This window comes from Prosthecobacter sp., assembly GCF_044227185.1.
In the GTDB taxonomy this organism is placed as follows: domain Bacteria; phylum Verrucomicrobiota; class Verrucomicrobiia; order Verrucomicrobiales; family Verrucomicrobiaceae; genus Prosthecobacter.
In genome coordinates this window covers 81,156-100,783 of sequence record NZ_JBGAFO010000010.1, presented here as the reverse complement: position 1 = coordinate 100,783, position 19,628 = coordinate 81,156, and the positions used below count along the sequence as shown (strand labels likewise).

The window sequence follows — 19,628 nt, the reverse complement described above, 5'->3', positions numbered from 1 at the left end:
CCACGGTTTGAGGAACCTGCGCGATAAAGCGATCATCATCACAAGACACACCAATCAGATATGATGCCAGAAGGTAGCCCTCAGACCGGCGCCTCCATGAGCACTCCTGATACCCAGCTCCTTCTCGATCCCCGCCGCGGCACCCGGGCCATGCTGCTTTCGCTCGCCTGCTTTTCCGGCAATGCCCTCCTGCTCAAGGACCTCTCCTCCCATCGCAATGTCGATCCCTGGATGTCCATGACCTTTCGCGCCGCCGTGGGTCTTTTCGTCACCATCGTCCTCTTCGCGCCCGCCGGCTCCTTGAAGCTGCGCCGCTCCTTCCAGAGCTGGCTGCTCGCCTCCCGGGGAGTCCTCGGTGCTCTCGGCACTGCCGCCTACTATACCACCATCGGCCCCCTCGGTGCTGGCAAGGCCACGCTCATTGGGAACACCTGGGCCATCTTTGCCGCCATCATGGCCGCGTTTGTCCTGCACGAGCGCCTCGGCCTGGTGAAGTTCTTCGGCATTGTCCTCGCCCTCAGCGGTCTCAGCCTCCTCACCGGCCTGGCCCCGGGCACCATCGCGCAGTTTGGCTACCACGAAATGATCGCCCTCGTCGGCGCGGTTCTCGCCGCCGCCGTCGTCGTGGTCATTCGTCAGCTCACCCGCACGGAGACCAGCGCCACCATCTTTTCGTCCCAGTGCGTTTACGCCCTGCTGCTTTCACTCCCACTCGCCTGGTCCCATTTCGCTTCTCTGAACGCCATGGACGTCATCCTCCTCACCGCCGCCGCCGTGTGCGCCAGCGTCGGCCAGCTTGCCATGACGGAAGGCTTCCGCTTCCTCTCCGTCGCCGCCGGCGGCGCCTTTCAGATGATGGTCCCCGTCGTCATCACCCTCTCCAGCATCGGCCTCTTCGCGGAGCCCTTCACCCCCGCCCAGGCCATCGGCGGCGCCCTCGTCCTCTGGGGCAGCTACCACACCGTGGTAGGCGGATTCAGCAAGGTGGCCCGCTCCTAGTTCGAGGCTCGCTTCGCGGCTTCGGCAGTCCGTCCGGAATTCCCCCCCTAAAACGCAAACCCCACTGTCACATGCAGAAAGCCCGTCTGCTCCCCCGTCCGCCGGTTCGGGTTGTATCCATAATCCACACGGATCGGCCCGAACGGCAGCTTGTAGCGCAGCCCCGCCCCGATCGCCTCGCGGAAATCCGATGAGTAGGACAACGGCGAAGAGTTGTTCCCCTGGCCCAGACTGCCGATGTCGCCAAACACCGCGAATTCCAGGTTCGGCATCACCTCATAGGAAAACTCAGCGCTCGCAAACAGCGACGACGTCCCTCCCAGCGGCGTTCCTCCCGGCGTCACCGGCCCCAGCTTGCGCATGCCAAACGAGCGCACGCTGAAGGGCCCGCCGTTGAACACACGGCTGTCGATCGGGATCTTGTCCGCCGTCGCCCCCTGGATCGTCGCCAGTTGCGCGCCCATGGCGTAGCGGAACTTCTTCGTGATCGGGATGTACCATGCGCTCTGCAAGTCCGAGCGTATGAAGCTCACGCCAGAGCCCAGCGTGTCGGTGGAGCTTTCCACGCGGGCGGACACATACCAGCCCTTCCGCGGCAGCAGCGGGCTGTCCCGCCGGTCATACATCACGTTCCCCCCCACATTCATCAGCGAGTAGTTGGACGGTCCCAATTGCGCGGGCGTCAGCACCTTGGAGCTCACCGTGTTTGCCGTCGTGCTGACGAACACCGAATAACTCAGCGCCTGATTCACCCGCCGCGCCACGTCCAGGCTCAGCGTCGTGCCGATCCGGTCATACTCAAAGCGGTTGAACTGCTCCAGCGCCAGCCGCGTCGCCGCCGAATACTGCGTGTTGAAAATCGCCGGGTTCGTCAGGCTCACAAAGCCCGTCGGTCCCGCCATGCTGTAGCTCAGTTCCGCCGCCAGCGTGTTCCCCGTGTCGCGCCAGTTCGTGTTTTTATACGTCACACCCGCCTGCGGCCCCAGGAAGGTGTCAAAGCCTGGTTCAAAACCCAGCGTCACCGGTTTGGCCTCCTCCCCGGTGATGCGCAGATTCCCCGCGGCCATGTCGCCGCCATCCGGAAGGACCTTGGTGTCCAGCAGCGCAAACATTCCCGTGTCCAGCGCCCGCTTAAATAAAAAGTCCGCCTCCTCCGCCTCGTAAATGTGGCCGGTCAGCGGCTTGAACTTCGCCAGCAGCACTCGTTTCGCCCCCCGGCTGAAGGCCTCATGCGGCGTGATGTGGGTGATCCTCACCCGCTCTCCCGCATCCACTCGGAACACTACATCCACCGTGCCTCCCGCCTTTCCCAGCGTGTAGTCCGCCGCCGTCGTCGCGTGCAGCCAGCCGTGGGCCGTGCAGATGGAGGTCAGTTGCTTCTGGATTTGCTGTACCTTCGCTTCGTTGAAGGGCGTGCCCCGAGCCTGGGTCATCTCCGCATCCATCCGTTTTTCCAGCATCTCCGGCGCGCCCGTGATCCAGGCCTGGCCAAAGATGAATTTCGGCCCCGGTTTCACCTCCACCGTCACATCACGCCTCATGGCCGCCGTGAGCGGCCCCGGCAGCATCTTGGCCTCTGCGTTCAGGTAGCCCTCGGCGCGCAGGCGGCGCTGCACCATGCTTGCCCCCTGCTGCATGTCCGCCGTCACCCACTGCGGGTCTTTCTTGTCCACGTCCTCGCGCTCCAGCGTGGGCTTCATAAAGTACTTCTTCAGCTCCTCCGCGGGCAGCGGCAGGTCTCCTGTCAGCGTCACGGTCCCCACGCGCACAGCCTTTCCGGGTTTCACCGTCAGGTAAATCCAGCCGTTCTTCATCTTCCAGAAAGTCTCGGCGTCAGGCCATCCTTCCCGGATGTAGTGCTGCCGCACAAAAAACGCCAGGTCGTCCGCCAGCGGTTCGCCCGGAGCTTCGCTGCCGTTCAGCGTGAGCTGGTCCATCAGCATGCTGCGCAGCTCCTCCCACTGCGCCGCCTCCACTCCGTCCACCTCCACCTTCGTCTGCCCAAAATGCACTTCATAGCCCTGCGTTGTCCCCAGCAGACAAAACAGCACCAGCAGAAGCAGCCGGTTGCATCGCACCCGGCTGGCATTCGTCATTCTGTCTTTGGCATTCGTCATTTCACTGTGGGTCGTCGTCCATGGCCCTCGCCGCCTTGCCAAACCTCAGCACATAGCCCAGCAGCGCCTTCATGCGCCCGGACTGCGTGAAGCGCCCCGTAAACCTGATCTTCGGCGTGATCTCATACATCGCCTGCACGCTGTCGTTCGCCCGGTCCGCCCCCGAGGGATTGAAGGTCGTGTGCAGCTTGGGCGGATCCGCGCTCACCGTCTTTTTCTTGTGGAAAATCTTCCGGTATGTCTCCGCGATGACCACAAACGCGGCGCGTGTGATGGCCTCGCTCGCCATCTGCGCGTTGTCACCTCCCAGCGTCATTCCCGTCCCCAGAAGTGTCACAATGTCCGCCTCCGACAACGGCGGCGTGCTGGTGAACCGCGTCTTCGGATTCGCCGTGTTTCCATACACATACAGCGTGATGTCCGTGCTCCCCACGTTCGACTCCCCTCTCACGTCCAGCTTCGGCGTGAACGGATTGTCCGGGTCCATGATCACCACCCCTTTGGTGATCTTCAGGAGGCTGAACGGCAGCCGCAGCACCATCCGGTCCACATTCGCAAAGCCCGTCACCCGCGGCACCGCGCCAGTCCCCCCCAGCGCTACATCCGCGGAGATCGCGCCGTTCATCAAATTCCCTGCAATCACCACCGGGTCGTGCGTCTTCACCTTCACATCAAACGTCCAGTCCTTCAGCATCGGCGGCAGCACCAGCTTTTGCTCCGACTTTGTGGTGGACGGCGGTGGTGGCGGCAGTTTTTCACCCTGCTCGATCATCCCCGTCACCTTCGGCAGCAGGTCCACCTCCTGAAAAATTCGTCCCCGCACCACCTCCACATTCCCGCTCACACGGGCAGCTTTCAAAGTGCCCGCGCAGCGGATGTTCGCATTCGCCCGCACCGTGGAGGTCGGATTCCGCATCACCAGGGCCTCCCGCGCATCCGCTTTGAATTCAAACTGCGGATTCTGCAGGTTGGCCGCGTCCAGCGTGCCTCCCAGCCTCACGTGCCCCCCTGCCAGCACCACCGAGATGTCCTCCACCGTGACTTTCCGGTCATGCGAATGCACCTTCACCCGCAGATTGTGCACGCTCGGCATGTCCGCGCTCACAAACTCAATCTCGGGTGCATTCAGGTCGGTCACCGAGTCAATCAGCGGCGCCTTCACCGTTCCGCCCACGTTCACATGCACCTTCAGCTTCGCCGGGGATGCCCTCACCAGTTGAGGTGCAAACTCCCGCGCAAAGCTCAGGTCGGTCTCCGGCAGGTCCAGCGTCGCCTTCAGCGGCAGGTCCATCGCCGTCGCGGGCTGCTTGGTCAGCTTCACCACCTCCACCGGCACGTCGGCCTTCAGCGTCAGCGGATTCAGGGGCGCCTGCACTACCTTCGCATCGACTGTGAGACGGTTCGCTTTCAGCATGCTCATCACATCGATTGTCGCCGGCGGAAATGACTTTGGCACTCCCGGCGCTTTCAGCTCCTTCACATTCAGCTTCACCACCGCGTCCATCGTCTCCAGCCGCCCGCCGATCTTCACATCCAGATTCAGAATGCCCGGCGGCACATTCTTCACCCCCGCTGCCGCGGCGATTTCATGAATCGGCAGTTCATGTGCATTGAGCGCCACATCCACCGGCTGCCCGTTAACCACCCCCGTCTGCATCACGTCAAACGGTGCATGCGCATGTCCGCTCATCAGTTTCCTATCCTTCTGCCAGAAGTTCAGTTCGGTCAGGTCAGCCTCCTTGTCCGTAACCTTGCCTCTGGCTTGCAGTTTCCAGGGTCCCAGCACCGCCTGGAGGTTTTCAAGCTGAGCCGTTGTTCCCGAAAACGCTGTCTTCAGGTCCACGTCCACCGCCTCCGGCATCCCTGCCACCTTCGCCTTCACCACCTGGAGATCCGCACGGCCCTCGGCACGCCACGGACTGGCTTCACCGCTGATCTTCACCTTCATCATCACGCTTCCCGATTCGATGACAGGCACGTTGGAGGCGGCACGCGCCGCATTCAGGCTCGTGAGGCTGGGAAACGACACATCCCCATTCACCGCAAAATCCCACGGCGCCTGCAGCCTCGCCTTTCCGTTCATCTCAATGTGGTTTTGCTCATCCACCACGATCCTGCAGGACTGCAAAGCAGCCTCTCCCTTTGCCACCGCCACCTTCAGGCTTACGTCCGGCAGCGGGGCATCACCCAAGCGGCTTTCCTTCATGCTCAGGTCCAGGCTCGCATCCATGTTCATCACGTCGTTCACCTTGAAGGCCGCCTTGCCCGATGTCGCGATTTTTCCGGTCGCCGGCTTTTCTGACGGCGGAAGACCCACGGTCTGCATCAACGTCGTCGGGTCATCGATTTGAATCTGCCACGCCGCCTCCACCGGCATGGCGTCCTCCATCATCATTGTCGCGTTCAAATCCACACGGTTGCCAGCGCCCAGGATCAGGCCCGGCACAGTCAGTTTCGCCGCCTTGCCATCCAGGCTGATGCTGGCTCCCAGCTTTGGCAGTTTGTAGGTTTCAAAGCCCAGATCGGTTCCATCCAGCCGGGCTGTGACCTTCGTCGGTGTGGTTCCCACTCCCGCAGCATCAGCGGTCAGTTCCGCGATGCCGCGCGCTGGCGGCGGTGTCACCAGCAGTTGCGTGACATCGGCAATCTTCGCTTTCGCCTTGGCCGTCCAGGGTGATTTCATCACATCTACTGCCAGCTTTGCCTCTAATTCCGCAGTGACTTCGTTCACCCCTCGCAGCACTTTCAAATCCGGCACCCGCGCCACGCCGTCTTTCACCTCCAACGTGGTGGTGATCGAATCCACCATCGCTCCCGCGGCACGCACGTCGGGAATGCTCACCTTGCCGTTCCCCGCCAGCGTCATCGGTTTGGTGGGATCGCCTTCTGCATGCAGATCCATCGTCACCGGTCCAAAGGCGATGCCCTCCGGCAGTTTCAGCGCCTGCAGTTCGCTGGATGCCAGGTCTCTCACTTTCACATCTGCTTTCGCCTGCATCGGCCGGCCGAAGATGCCATGTGCCAGCGCCTCCACTATCACCGCCGCCTTGCCCATGCCTGCATCCAGTTTCACGCTGGCCGCGTCCTTCTCCCATTCGCTTAAATCAACCGCCAGCGAGTTCAATTTTGCACCATAAGGCAAATCAAGCCCCGAGATCGTCAGCGTGCGCGTCCCCCATTGCACCTGCGCCTTCACATTCGCCACACGCAGGTCTCCGGGTTCCATCTGGAACTCCGCCAGTTCAAAAACCCCTGGCATGCCCTCTCCCACCCGAAGAGTCAGGCCTTTCACGGTGATCTTGCTTCCATCCGCCAGCACCACTACCGCATTCACATTCTCTATGTCGATGGTCTGAGGCCACACCAGCGACGGCGGTTTTCCGGAAGGTGGCTTTTTCACCTCCACCTTCACCTTCTCATCCTTTGGGAGCTTTCGCAGGTCCAGCGCCACGTCTGCATCCTTCAAGGCCACGCTCTTCACCACGTCAATGTTCCGGGTTTTGACGTATTTCCAGACATCGTAGTTCACTGCGATCTGCCCAATCGTCGCATGCTCCACCAGCGAGCCGCTGGCCTCGATGTGGCTGAGCTCCAGATCATGCAGCACCGAGCCCTCAACCTTCCACTTCAGCTTGATGCCGGCCATCTCCGCCCCTTTATAGCCGCCATAGCCCACCACCCAGCGCAGCAACGGCCCATGGAAGACGACCGCCAGCACCAGCAGCACAAGGCCTGCCAGCAGCAGTCGTTTGATCCATTTCCACCAGCGGCGGGGCTTTTGGGGGACGTCGGAGGAAGGCACGCTCATTCGATGCCTTAAATCGCAGCAAGTTCAATACTAGCCGTGATTCCTTTTTCCCGCCCCGGCCGACGTCATTTGGCCAGGTCTTCCTCCGTCCATAGAGTCGTGCGCTCCGCCGTGGCGGCACGCACGGTTTTCACCTGTTCGGTCGTCACCGGCGCGGCCTTGTTGCTAAAATTCGCCCGCACATAGCTCAGCACATCTGCCACCTGCTCATCATTCAGTCCCATTGGCGGCATGGGCAGGGGAGCGAGCTGCTTGAAGTCCGCTCCGTTCACGCGGATCGGGCCAGTGAGGCCGTGCGTCAGCATCTTGATCAGCCTTGCCGGATCTCCCGACACCCAGTCGCTGCCCGCGATGGAGGGATAGATGCCCGGCAGCCCCTTGCCCTCAGGCTGGTGGCAGTTCAGGCACAGCGCATCGTACACCGCCTTGCCCGGATGATCCACCACAGCCACGGCACTGGCGATCTTCTTCACATACTCCGCCTGCTTCGCATTGCCGCCAAAGCTGAGCTTCGCCATCACCGGCACATACTGCGGCTTCAGGCTCTTTACCACCTGCTTCAGGGCGTAGTCGAGGAACTTGTCCGTAGGCAGTTCCAGGGCCTGCACCGCCACCTCCACCGCTTCAGGCCTGGCCACACGCGCGCAGGCCACCACCGCCTCCAGACGCACACGTGGGTTTTCATCCCGCACCGCCTGCGTCAGAAGCTCCAGCGAATTCGTCGCCCTTGCCCCATAGGCGCGCACGCGCGCATCCTTGGCTTTGAGCAGGCGCTTCACCAGTTCTTTGTTCGGCGCTTCGTGCGACTCATACACGCCGCAAACTTCCATCAGCACATGCTCATCATCATTCTTCGCGATGAATGCATCCGCCGCCTTCAGCACCTCGGCCGTCGGCGCATCAAACAGCAGGCGCCTGGCCTGGTAGCGCGTCCAGCGTTCCGGTGACTTCAGCTGCTCCAGCAGTTCCGCGGGCTTCATCTCCGCCAGCTTCGGCTGCTTCACCGGCGCACGTCCCTTGGCCGTGATGCGCCAGATGCGCCCGTGCGAGCGGTCACGGCGCGGATCCGCGTAGCTCGCCTGATAGTGGCCGATCACCGGGTTAAACCAGTCGCACAGATACATCGCGCCATCCGGACCCATGCTCACATCCACCGGGCGGAAGGAAGTGTCGCTCGACTTCACCAGCTTCGGCAACTGCATGCTCTTGAAGCCCGATCCGTCATCCGTCAGGCGGTGCAGCTCCACCACATTACCAAAATAACCGCCGATCAGCGCGCAGCCCTGGATGTCATCAGGCATCGCTTTCGTGCCGATGAACTCCAGGCTGTTCGTCTTCGGATTCGTGTCAAACAAAGCCCCCGTCGGATGATACTCGTCCGGGTCCGCCAGCGCCACCAGTCCAGGCACGCTGTAATAGCCCACCGGCCGGTCACCGCTCTTGTGGAAGACCTGGTTGTAGTCATCAAACGCCACGCCCCAGCAGTTGTGCCCCGCCTTGCCGCCGTTGAAGTAGGCATGCATCTTCTGCGTGCGCGGGTTCAGTTTCCACACGCCCGCCTTCTCCAGTCGCGCCAGCCCCCAGGCCGTTTCTACGCGTGAAAACGCATGCAGCCCCTGCGTGAACCACAGTGCCCCATCCGGCCCATGGCAGATCGAGTTTGCCAGTTGATGTGTATCGCCAATGCCAAAGCCGGAAAACAGCACCGTCTTCTGATCCGCCTTGCCGTCGCCGTTCGTGTCCTTGAGATGCACGATCTGGTCGAAGTCACACACATACACACCACCCGCGCCCACTTCCACGCCCTGCACCATCGTCAGCCCTTCCGCAAACCGCGTACTCTTGTCCGCCTTGCCATCGCCATCAGTATCTTCGAGAATGAGGATGAAATCCGACGGCTTGATCCCCGGCATCGTCTGCGGGTAGGTCGGCGAGCAGGCCACATACAGCCGCCCACGCTCATCCCACGAGAACTGGGTCGGCTTCGCCACGCCCTCTGCCTCGGAGGCAAAAAGGTTCATCTCATAGCCATCGGCCACCGTGAAGGACGCCATCTGCTGCTCCGGCGTCAGCACCGTTTCCGTGATCACGCGTGATTCCACCTTGGGCTCGTCCTTCACTTTCTCGCCCTTCGCCAGCGCATGAATCCGCGTGTCCAGCTTTGCCACCAACGGCTTGCGCACTTCAAAGCTCTCCCGCAGGGAAGGGGCGTCCACGGCGGGCTTGCCAAACATCTGCGTCACGCGGTCCCCATACACAAAGGACCAGTTCGCCGGACGCCAGCAGTCAAACCACAGGCGGTTCTTTTCCACAATCGCCGCCTTCAGCGCCGTGAGGTCATCCGCCTCGCTCGCTGAAGCCCCAAGCTGCCGGGCGATCTCCTGCGCCACCACGCGCAGGCCCAGCGCATTCAGATGCAGCCCGTCATCCGTGATGCGTGCCTTCGCGGCAGGCACCGACAAAGGCGTGAACAGATCCACAAACACCGCGCCACGCTGCTTTGCGATCTCACGCACCGCCTCCGCATACGCCTTCACATCCGCATTCCGCTGCGTCAGATCCGGTGCATGCGAGGCCACAGGCTTCTCAAACGGCATGGGTGATACCAACACCAGTCGCGGCGTCTGCGTCGTAAACTGATCCAGCAGCCGGTGATACGCCGACTTGAACTCCGCCAGCCGCTTCACGCCATCAAACGACTCCGTCTGGCCAAATTGCGCGATCACGATGCCCGCGCCCGCTGCATCCAGCTGCGCCTTCCAGTCGCCAAAGTTCAGATCCCGCCACTGCTCATACACCGTATCACCCTCCCAGGCCATTGAGCGAAAACGCGGCTGCTTGGCGGCGAAGGCCGTGCCAAACACCGCCTCAAACTCCCCCACTTTCTGCTCACGCACCAGATTCTCCTGGCCCGCCATCACGATCACCTCGTCCTGCTTCAGCTCGAATTTGCCATCCTTGAATGCCTCATGCTTCTCCGGCCCCGCACCCGGATTGCCAAAACGGTTCAGCACATCCTTCTGCTCCGGCACCATCGCATCCGGCAGCGCCTCAATCGTGATGTTGCGGAAGGAGATCTGCGCCTTGCACTTCCCATGAATCTGCAGCGCAATCAGCCCCTTCAGATCAATCCCCGGCTCACGCTCCGTGTAGTCCACCGTGCGCACCTTGTTCACAAACAATTGAATGCGCTGCTCCTCGGCGCGGATCTCATAGCTGTTCCACTCGCCCGGCTTCTCCGCCTTTTCGATTAGCTCCTTCGCCGGCTGCAGCAGCATCTTTTTGCGACGGGACTCATCATACAGGCATCCTGAATAACCCGCGCCGATGTCCGCCTGATACCCGCTCATCTCATTCGGTGGCTGCGGGATGCGCACGCTGCGAAACTGCACGCCGCCATTCACAAAACCCTCCGTGCCTTCCAGCTTGTACTCCAGCCGCAGAATGAAGTTTCGGTACACCTTCTTCGAGGTCAGAAACTCATTCTGCGGGTTCCCCTCCAGCGACCCGCCCACGATCACCCCATCCTGCACCCGCCAGACCTTCGTCGTTTCACCATCCCAGCCTTTGAGCGTCTTGCCATCAAACAAAGACACCGGTTCGGCGGCGGAGGCGGCCAGCAGGGGAAAAACAGCGAGCAGGAGGAGGAGGCGCATGGTCGAGGGAAAAGTTCGGGGTCCGATCAAACGCGGCTTTGGACCGGATGCATGCGCAAAGTTTCTGCAAACATCCCGGCCGGACGTATGTTCTTTCTTTCCAACCATGCGCCTGCCCGTCTTTTTTTTCCTGACCACCGCCGTTTTTGCCCAAACGGAGGCGGATTTCCTGACAAACACCCGCCAGCTCACCTTTGAGGGCAAACGCTCCGGTGAGGGCTACTTCTCCGCCGATGGCACCAAGATGATCTTCCAGTCTGAGCGCGAAGAAGGAAATCCCTTCTATCAGATCTACCTCATGGACCTCGAAACGGGCGATCAGGAGCGCATCTCCCCCGGCATGGGCAAGACCACCTGCGCCTGGATTCACCCCGATGGCAAGCGCGTCCTCTTCGCCTCCACCCACACGGACCCCGACTCCAAAAAGCTCCAAGCCGCTGAGTATGAGGAGCGCAAGAACGCCAAAGTCCGCCGCTATTCCTGGGACTACGACGAGCATTACGACATCTGGGAGTACACGCTCGCGGACAAGTCTCTCAAAAACCTCACCCACACCCGCGGCTACGATGCCGAAGGCGATTACTCGCCCGACGGTAAAAAAATCGTCTTCGCCAGCAACCGCCAGGCCTACGAAACGAAGCTCAGTAAGGAGGACGAGGAGCGCCTCAAGATCGACAAACAGTACTTCATGGAGATCTACACCATGGATGCCGATGGCTCGAATGTGAAGCGCCTCACCGAAGCCCCCGGTTACGATGGCGGCCCCTTCTTCAGCGCCGATGGCAAGCGCATCTGCTGGCGCCGCTTCACCCCGAAGGGCGATGTCGCCGAAGTCTGGACCATGAACGCTGACGGCAGCGACCAACGGCCGATCACCAAGCTCGGCGCCATGAGCTGGGCCCCCTACTTTCACCCCAGCGGCGAATACCTCATCTTCACCACCAACCTCAACGGCTTCGCCAATTTCGAGCTCTACATCGTCGATGCCGCTGGCAAGCACGCCCCCGTGCGCGTCACCACCACGGACGGCTTCGATGGCCTGCCGGTTTTCCTGCCAGATGGCAAACGACTCTCCTGGACCAGCGGCCGCGGGGCGGGGGGCGCCTCCCAGATTTACATCGCCGACTGGGACCACGACCACGCGCTCACGGCACTCGGTCTCAAGACAAATCTGCAGGCGATTGTCGCCAAAACTCCGGAGCCCGATTTTTCCGCCACTGCTGCCGAAATCCGCCCGGAAGACATGAAGCAGCAGATCACCTACCTCGCCAGCGATGCCCTCGGAGGTCGCCTCACCGGTACCGAAGGCGAAAAACTCGCCACCCAGTATGTGTCCGATGTCTTCCAAAAAATCGGTCTCGCTCCCATGGGCGATGACGACACCTACTTCGACAACTTCGACTTCACCGCCGGCGTCGCTCTCGGCGAAGGCAATGTCTTGAAACTCGGTGACCAAACCTTGACCGTGGATCAGGACTGGAAGCCTCTCTCCTTCTCCCAAAACGGCGAGGTCAAATCAGCCCCCATCGTCTTTGCCGGTTACGGCATCGAAACTCCCGACGACGCCACCGGCAGCGATGGCAAGAAACTCGAAACCTACAGCAGCTACGCGCACCTGGATGTGAAGGACAAATGGGTGCTCGTCTTCCGCTACCTTCCCGAAGGCATCAGCCAGGAACGCCGCAACGAGCTCAGCCGCTACGGCAGCCTGCGCTACAAGGCCCTCACCGCCCGCCAGAAAGGCGCGCGTGGCCTCATCGTCGTCAGCGGCCCGAACTCCAAAGTCGTGCAGCAGCTCGCACCCCTCACCTTTGATGCCTCCCTCGCCACCAGCGGCATCGCCGCCATCAGCATCACCGATGCCGTGGGTGACAAGCTGCTCGCCAGCGCCGGCAAAAAGCTCAAGGAACTCCAGGACAAACTCGACACTGGCGACCTCATGGGTGGCATCGACTGCAAAGGTCTCACCCTCTCCGCCAACATCGTCATCCAGCAGGAGAAGAAAAAAGGCCGCAACGTCCTCGGCGTCCTGCCTTATGGCGACAAGCCCGATCCCCACGTCGCTCCTCTCATCGTCTGCGCCCACGTCGATCACCTCGGCAGCGGCGGCGGTTCCAACTCCCGCGCCAAGGGCGATGAAGTAAACAAGATCCACCATGGCGCCGACGACAACGCCTCCGGCACCTCTGCCGTCATGGAAATCGCCCAGTGGCTCGCTGATTTGAAGAAGCAGGGCAAGCTCCAGCTCAAGCGCGACATCATCTTCGCCGCCTGGAGCGGTGAAGAGCTCGGCCTGCTCGGCAGCAGTCACTTCGTCGAAGTCTATGCCAAGATGATCAAGGGCGATGCCAATGCCAAGCTCACCGGCATGTTCGCCGCCTGCCTGAACATGGACATGATCGGCCGCTTCCAGAAGTCCGTGGTCATGCAGGGCCTCGGCAGCAGCTCCATGTGGGCCAAGGAAATCGAAAAACGCAATGCCCCCATCGGCCTGCCCATCACCACGCAAAACGACGCCCACCTCCCCACCGACAGCACCTCCTTCTACCTGCGCGGCATCCCAACGCTGAACGCCTTCACCGGCTCCCACGAAGACTACCACATGCCCAGCGACACCGCGGACAAGATCGACTACGACCACGCCGTCAAGATCGCCAAACTCATGGGCCTCATCGCCCGCGGCATCGCCACCACCGATCCCGCCCCGGATTACGTCGCCATGGAGGCTCCGAAAAACCAGGGCGTCCGCACCGGCCTCCGCGCCTACCTCGGCACCATCCCCGACTACGCCCAGGGCGACATCAAAGGTGTCAAGCTCAGCGGCGTCTCCCCCATCGGTCCCGCCGCCAAAGCCGGCGTCAAAGCCGGGGACATCATCATCAAGCTCGGCGGCAAGGACATCACCAACATCTACGACTACACCTACGTCATGGGCGATCTCAAGATCGGCAAGGAAACCACCATCAGCGTCCAGCGCGACGGCAAGGAAGTCGAAATGAAAATCACCCCCGGCTCCCGCGACTAACCCTCCCCACGCCAAAAATGTAGCGCGGTATTCCAATACCGCGACCCACGCCACTCGCACTGCGCCTACTCGCCACACCTCGCCCTCCGCGCGGTCCCCATCTTGCATACGCGAGATTCCCCATGGCTCCCGCCCCTTCCAGCATCACGGCCTGAACATAAACTCCTTCGTGTTCAGCAGCGCCCACGCGATGTCCTGCACCGCCGTCTGCGGCGATTCATTCCGGTGCTGCTGCGCGATCGCCTTTTCCATCCCGTTCGGGTACCTGCCCAGCAGCGCCATAAATAGTTCCTCCGTCGTTCGCCCCGCAGGCTCCGCCCCAACAGCGTCCTCCATCTCCGCGCTGTTCATCATAAACCTCACCAGTTCATGCGAAAGCGGCGTCGTGCTTTCATCCGACCACTCACGCGTGCCACGCCCCAGCATCCGCAGCGGATGCTCCAGCGGCGGCACCTGTGCAAGCTGCTCACTTTTTTCCATGCACAGCGTGTCCCAGATCACTTCGGCGGGCAGCCGGCGGATTTGCGGCGCAGGCACGAGATAACTGCCGCTCCAGGCGAGGCCGATGCTTACGCCGGCACGGCCATAGGCCTCGGTGCGCGCCAGAATGCGCTGAAATTCACCGATGCGAAAGCCGCTGCGGCGGAATTCAGCCGCGAGCACGGTCACCGCATTCTGCTGCGATCCCTGGGTGAAGTTCTCGTCAATCCAGGTGATGCAGTTGCGATCGGCGGCGCGGAGGTTGGGCGCTCCAAAGCAGTTGCTGCTGATCGTGTTCAGGATGGGCTTGTCATGAACGTCATGCCAGCTAAGCGCCGGATCGACACCTCCGACCGTGTGGTCCACATAAGTTTCCGGCATGCCAAACATGCCGCTCCAGATGCGCAGGCCCGCCACGGTGGCCAGACGCTCGGTATTGTCCGCCGTGATCCACCGCGCCACCTGCTTGCGCAAATTTTTGCCGCGCTTCATGGGCGGAGGTGCTTCTCTCACCAGCTTCAGCACCCTGGGCTTCACCAGGTCTCCGGGCTTCCCGTCGGGGTAGCGGTAATCCGTGGGCAGCCGCAGGGTGTCAAACACGTCGTCTGTGGTGAAACAGGCTGCAAATTGATAAGCCTCCATCTGCGTGTGATCGTTGTAGGGATGATCGTGGCAGAAAGCGCAGTGCAAGTCCTCGCCCAAAACCGCAAGAGCCACCTCGGTGCTCGTTCTCAAAGCATTGCCTTCATCCCGGCGGCTGAGATGCCCTTCGCCCACCAGGTAGGTCACGATCTGGTCATACGGCCGGTCATCCGCCGCCGCCTGCCGCAGCCATGCGATCACTGCATCATCATCCTTCACCCGAAACGCCTCCGCCAGCATCCGAAAGCGCACCTCCGCCGCCCCGCCCTCCTTCACCAGCGCATCCGTCAGGGCTGCCCGCTTGCTGGCAGCGGTGCTCGCCAGGAACGCCCGCACCTCGTCTGCTCTCGGCAGCCTTCCTGCCAGGTCGATGCACGCACGTCTCAAAAAACTCGCATCATCCGCTGCAGGCGGCAGCACCGGCAGCCGTGGGTCGCTGGGATGTCTCACCTGCCGCTGAAAGACCATGTATTCACGCATCAGAGCCGCATCAATTTTTGCCGCGGCCTCCTGCGGCGCATCCGCAAACGTTGCAGTGCTGACGCAGCATGATACCCAGACGAGCAGTTGGCGTTTCATGCTGGCTGCAACGGCTCACGCCACCACTTCTTAGACTCCGCTTGTCCTTTTCAAATCACGGCCTGAACAAAAACTCACGCGTGTTCAGCAGCGCCCACGCCACATCCTGATCCGAGCAATCGCTGCGTACGATCGCCGCCTTCTCTCCATCAGTGGGTTCCCTTCCCAGCAGGCTCAGAAACGCCTCCTCCGCACTTCCTGCTTTCGCACTCGCCTGCGCCACCAGCGGGTCATTCATCATAAAACGCGCGATTTCATGCGAGAGCGGCGTCACGCTTTCATCTGTCCACTCACGCGTGCCGCGTCCCAGCAGGCGCAGCGGATGTCCGGCCCGCGGCACCTGCGGCAGCTGCACATCCGTTTCAGCCGTCAGCGTCTTCCAGATCACCTCGGAAGGCAGCCTCCGGACCTGCGGCGCCGGCGGCAGCAGGCACCCGCTCCACGCAAACTCATGACCAACGCCTGCACGGCTGTATGCCTCCGTTCGTGCCAGGAGTCTCTGGTATTCGCCGATCCGTCCTCCGCAGCGGAGAAACTCCTCCATCATCACCTTCGTGGCTTGCGAAAAATCTCCCGGTGAGTTGATGTCCATGTCGATCCACGTGGGGCTTCCGCGGTGTGCGGTGAAGAAGCAGTTTCCATGCGTTTCCTTCCAGCTCGGTTCGTCATCCACGCCTCCCACCGTCGGGTCAATGATCTGGCCCGGCATCCCAAAAAGCTCCCGCCATGTTCGCATCACCGCCACCAGGGCAAATCGCTTCGTCGCCTCTTGCTCCGTGATCCATCGCGCCACCTGCGCCAGCTTCTCCTCATCCGCCGGCACGGGCGTCCAGCTTCGGCTTAGCCGCATCAGCGCCGGCTGCACCACATCGCCAGGCTTGGCATTCGGATATTTGTAATCACGCGGCAGCCGCACCTCGTCCTTGCCCGCAAAGCACGCCGCAAATTCATAGGTTTCCATCTCCGTCCGGTCGCTAAAGGGATGGTCATGACACATCGCGCAGCGCGTGTCCACTCCCAGCACACTGTAGGCGGTCTCCACGCCCGTCCGCATCGCATCGCCTCCGTCGCGGCGGCTCAGGTGCCCGCCGCTGATCATCACCGCAATGATTTCAGCATACGGAAAATCCTTCACCGCCGCCTCCCGTAGCCACGAGATCGTCTCCACGTCCTCATCCCTGACCCGAAAGGCTTCCGCCAGCATGCGAAACCTCACCTCGGCCCCGCCCGTCTCCCTCGTCAGAGCATCCGTCAATCTGGCGCGCTTTCCGGGCGCAGGGTCCGCCACAAAAGCCCGTACCTCTTCCGGACGCGGCAGCCTTCCTGCGAGGTCGATGCACGCGCGCCGCAGAAAGGCTGTGTCATCAGCCATCGGTGGCAGCGCCGGCACCGCGGGCAGGTATTTCTGGTTCACCCGCGCCTCCACAGTACTCTGGTAATCATGCATCAGCGCCGCATCCACGCGCGCCGCAGCTTCACGGGCCGGCTCAGAGACCGCAGGTCTCGCCGCTTCCTTCTCAGGAGTGCAGGCCAGCAGAAAAACACAGGGCAGCAGACGTTTCATGTTTCCAGCAACGGCCCACCGCGCCGCTTCTTAGAGTCCCGACAGGCCGCTTGCGCTGCCGGATCGACTCGCTAAGCATCCCGGCCCATGAAAATCCTCGTCACAGGCAAAGGCGGACGTGAACACGCCCTCATCACCGCGCTCAGCGAATCCCCGCAGCAGCACGAACTCTTCGCGCACCCGGGCAGCGACGCCATCGCCACCCTGGCCACCCGCGTGGAGGCCGCCAGCCTGCCCGAGCTGATCACCTGGATGAAGAGCAACAGCATCGACCTCTGCATGGCCGGTGAGGAGGCCCTCCTCGTCAAAGACACCGGCCTTTCCAATCTCTGCGCCGAGGCCGGCATCCCCTGCTGGGGCCCGCGCAAAGAAATCGCCCAGCTTGAGGCCTCCAAAACCTTCGCGAAAAAATTCCTCAAACGCCACGGCATCCCCACCGCCGACTTCACCATCTGCACCAATGCCTCCGAGGCCAAGGCCGCCCTCACCGAGCTGCCCATCGTGCTGAAGTTCGACGGCCTCGCCGCCGGCAAAGGCGTCGCCGTCTGCACCGCCAAAGATGAAGCAGAAGCCTTCGTCGATGACGTCATGGAAAAGCGCTGCTTTGGCCCCGGCGATCTGCTCGTGGAAAAATGCCTCACCGGTCCCGAGATCTCCGTCTTCGCCTCCGTGTGCGATGACAAATACCAGATCCTCATGCCCGCACGCGACTACAAGCGCATCCGCGACAACGACCAGGGACCCAACACCGGCGGCATGGGCGCCGTGGCCTCGCTGGAGCTCGCCGAGCGCGCCCTCATGCAGCGCATCGAGCGCGAGATCGTCCAGCCCACCGTACAGGGCATCCTGACAGACGGCCTCACCTACCGCGGCTTCCTCTACTTCGGCCTCATGCTCACCCCCACCGGCCCTCAGGTTATTGAGTACAACTGCCGCTTCGGCGATCCGGAAGCCGAGGCCGTCCTCCCCATGGTGCGCGGAGACTTCGCCACCTACGCCTTCGAAGCGGCCAAAGGCAACCTACAGCCCGACCTCATCCGCTTCGAGCCCGGCTGGAGCATCTGCCTCATCAGCGCCAGCGCCGGTTATCCCGCTTCATCGCGCAGTGGCGACGTCATTTCCGGCCTCGAAGAAGTCAGCGGCGCCCGCGTTTATCACTGCGGCACCAAAAAGAATTCCGCCGGCCAGTTCGAAACCAACGGTGGCCGAGTCCTCGCTGTCGTCGCTCAAGGCACCACCCGTGTCGAAGCCCGCGAAAAAGCCTACGCTGAAAGCACCAAGATCACCTTCGACGGTCTCCAGCGCCGCTCCGACATCGGCAAGATGCACTTCGAGTAAGCCTCACCTCTTCCCCATCCTCGCCAGCCGCTGATCACTCTCCAGATGTCCGCTCCATCCAAAGTGGCACTGAAACTCAAAGCACTCCTTCATCTCCTCGAACGGCCCGCTCCACTCCGCCTTGTTCGAGGCCACCGTGATCTCTGACGGTGTGAATCCCACAATCGGCAGCCGCTTCACCTCAAACGCATCCTTCAGCAGCCGCGTCTTCTTCCAGTTGAAACCCATCAACTGCGCGCTCACGCAATCCACCGCCACCGGATGCGTCCCCGCCATGATGACGCCGCTCGCCACCGGATCGCAGGACATCGGCCCGTCTCCATCGCCGCCGATGATCCCGTCCACAATCGTCAGGTAGCGCAGCGGCTTCTCCCGCCGTACCCCGCGACCGTCGAAATAGAAGAAGCACTTGTGCAGATCCAGGATCATCCGCCACGCCGTGTTGTTCCCATGCCAGTTGCCGGACCGCACCACCTCCTTTGTGTCACCAAACACCATTCGTCCCATCTTCTTCAGCGGCACGAAAAGCTTGGAGAGAAAAAAGCGCCCAAACAAAATCTTTTTCGCATTCCGCATCAGCGTGCCCTCCAGTGCACGCTTTGCGGAGGATTCTGCAAACTGATCACCACCTTCCGCAGGCGTGCCCTCCGTGTGGCGCGGCAGCCAGTTCGTTCGCGGCGTCGTGCCCACCAGATTTTTTAGCGCCACCGTCAGGCCCACCTTCTTGTGCGTCTTCAGCTTCGGCACATTGATCAGCACATCCGCATTCATCGGCGTGCGGCAGATGCGATATTCATGGTGCGGGTCCGTGTGCTGCCGGTTCGTCGTCGCAAAATCAAACGACGCCCCGTACAGCTTGCCCAGGCCCGGATGCCCCAGGAATTCGCTGTCTTCATCCAGATGAATGTCCACCGCACCCGAGGGGTCGCTCGGCAGCTCCCGTTTCGCGATCGTCACCCCGTCATCGATCGTCCATTCCTCACAGCGCATGTCAAAAAGCAGGAAAGCCACTCCTGGAAACTCACGCGTCAGGTCTGTCACCATGTCATCCAGCCGGTGCAGTCTTCGAATGGTCGCAAAAGAGGAGTCGCTCTGCGGCGCATCACACAGTGTCACAGAGCCACGCCCCTGCAACTTCTTCGCTGCCCACCGCGCCACCTCGCGCACCACCAGCGGGTGCGTGATGATTGTCAGCCACCCGCCCTCATCCGCCGGCTTGCTCGCATTGTGCTCCTTCACCCAGTTCGGTTTGATCACCACCCGGTCGCCCGGCCTGATGAAGTCTGCGGAAAGCTCGAGAGCCTCAATCGCGTCCTCGATCTGCTGCCGCAGGGCACCTGCATCCTCATAGCTGGCTTTGCCGCTGAAGACGGAAACTTTGGGAGCGCCGAACGAGGAAGGGGAGAGCGTGTTCACAGGA

The 19,628-nt window shown here is 61.8% G+C and carries 9 protein-coding genes; 3 read left to right on the top strand and 6 right to left on the bottom strand.

Annotated elements, in window-relative coordinates:
* Window positions 1-96: 96 nt before the first annotated feature.
* Window positions 97-999 carry a DMT family transporter gene (locus ACILSQ_RS22125; protein WP_395745844.1) on the top strand — a complete coding sequence of 301 codons (903 nt, stop codon included), beginning with the start codon at window positions 97-99 and terminating at the stop codon, window positions 997-999.
* Window positions 1,000-1,046: 47 nt separating this feature from the next.
* Here the strand turns inward: ACILSQ_RS22125 and ACILSQ_RS22120 are convergent, their stop codons facing one another.
* From ACILSQ_RS22120 to ACILSQ_RS22110, 3 genes are all read right to left on the bottom strand, one after another.
* Entirely contained in the window at window positions 1,047-3,116 is a 2,070-nt protein-coding gene (locus ACILSQ_RS22120; protein WP_395745843.1) for an outer membrane protein assembly factor, read from the bottom strand.
* A 1-nt stretch (window position 3,117) separates the two neighbouring features.
* Window positions 3,118-6,924, bottom strand: a complete 3,807-nt coding sequence (locus tag ACILSQ_RS22115; RefSeq protein ID WP_395745842.1) for a translocation/assembly module TamB domain-containing protein — start codon at window positions 6,922-6,924, stop codon at window positions 3,118-3,120.
* Window positions 6,925-6,989: 65 nt separating this feature from the next.
* Entirely contained in the window at window positions 6,990-10,580 is a 3,591-nt protein-coding gene (locus ACILSQ_RS22110) for a PVC-type heme-binding CxxCH protein (RefSeq protein ID WP_395745841.1), read from the bottom strand.
* A gap of 106 nt (window positions 10,581-10,686) precedes the next feature.
* On the opposite strand from ACILSQ_RS22110, the gene ACILSQ_RS22105 reads away from it, so the two are divergent.
* Window positions 10,687-13,605 carry a M28 family peptidase gene (locus ACILSQ_RS22105; RefSeq protein ID WP_395745840.1) on the top strand — a complete coding sequence of 973 codons (2,919 nt, stop codon included), beginning with the start codon at window positions 10,687-10,689 and terminating at the stop codon, window positions 13,603-13,605.
* 144 nt (window positions 13,606-13,749) lie between these two features.
* Here ACILSQ_RS22105 and ACILSQ_RS22100 read toward each other — a convergent pair whose 3' ends face one another.
* On the bottom strand, window positions 13,750-15,306 hold the full coding sequence (locus ACILSQ_RS22100) for a DUF1549 domain-containing protein (RefSeq protein WP_395745839.1): 1,557 nt from the start codon (window positions 15,304-15,306) through the stop codon (window positions 13,750-13,752).
* 55 nt (window positions 15,307-15,361) lie between these two features.
* Window positions 15,362-16,870, bottom strand: a complete 1,509-nt coding sequence (locus ACILSQ_RS22095) for a DUF1549 domain-containing protein (RefSeq protein WP_395745838.1) — start codon at window positions 16,868-16,870, stop codon at window positions 15,362-15,364.
* Window positions 16,871-16,957: 87 nt separating this feature from the next.
* Here ACILSQ_RS22095 and purD point away from each other — a divergent pair, with 87 nt between their 5' ends.
* On the top strand, window positions 16,958-18,208 hold the full coding sequence (gene purD, locus ACILSQ_RS22090; RefSeq protein WP_395745837.1) for a phosphoribosylamine--glycine ligase: 1,251 nt from the start codon (window positions 16,958-16,960) through the stop codon (window positions 18,206-18,208).
* A 3-nt stretch (window positions 18,209-18,211) separates the two neighbouring features.
* Here the strand turns inward: purD and ACILSQ_RS22085 are convergent, their stop codons facing one another.
* On the bottom strand, window positions 18,212-19,624 hold the full coding sequence (locus tag ACILSQ_RS22085; RefSeq protein WP_395745836.1) for a DUF362 domain-containing protein: 1,413 nt from the start codon (window positions 19,622-19,624) through the stop codon (window positions 18,212-18,214).
* Window positions 19,625-19,628 lie beyond the last annotated feature (4 nt).

Coding starts and splice junctions, on each gene's coding strand:
- ACILSQ_RS22125 (WP_395745844.1), top strand. CDS start 97: ATGAGCACTCCTGATACCCAGCTCCTTCTCGATCCCCGCCGCGGCACC.
- ACILSQ_RS22120 (WP_395745843.1), bottom strand. CDS start 3,116: ATGACGAATGCCAAAGACAGAATGACGAATGCCAGCCGGGTGCGATGC.
- ACILSQ_RS22115 (WP_395745842.1), bottom strand. CDS start 6,924: ATGAGCGTGCCTTCCTCCGACGTCCCCCAAAAGCCCCGCCGCTGGTGG.
- ACILSQ_RS22110 (WP_395745841.1), bottom strand. CDS start 10,580: ATGCGCCTCCTCCTCCTGCTCGCTGTTTTTCCCCTGCTGGCCGCCTCC.
- ACILSQ_RS22105 (WP_395745840.1), top strand. CDS start 10,687: ATGCGCCTGCCCGTCTTTTTTTTCCTGACCACCGCCGTTTTTGCCCAA.
- ACILSQ_RS22100 (WP_395745839.1), bottom strand. CDS start 15,306: ATGAAACGCCAACTGCTCGTCTGGGTATCATGCTGCGTCAGCACTGCA.
- ACILSQ_RS22095 (WP_395745838.1), bottom strand. CDS start 16,870: ATGAAACGTCTGCTGCCCTGTGTTTTTCTGCTGGCCTGCACTCCTGAG.
- purD (WP_395745837.1), top strand. CDS start 16,958: ATGAAAATCCTCGTCACAGGCAAAGGCGGACGTGAACACGCCCTCATC.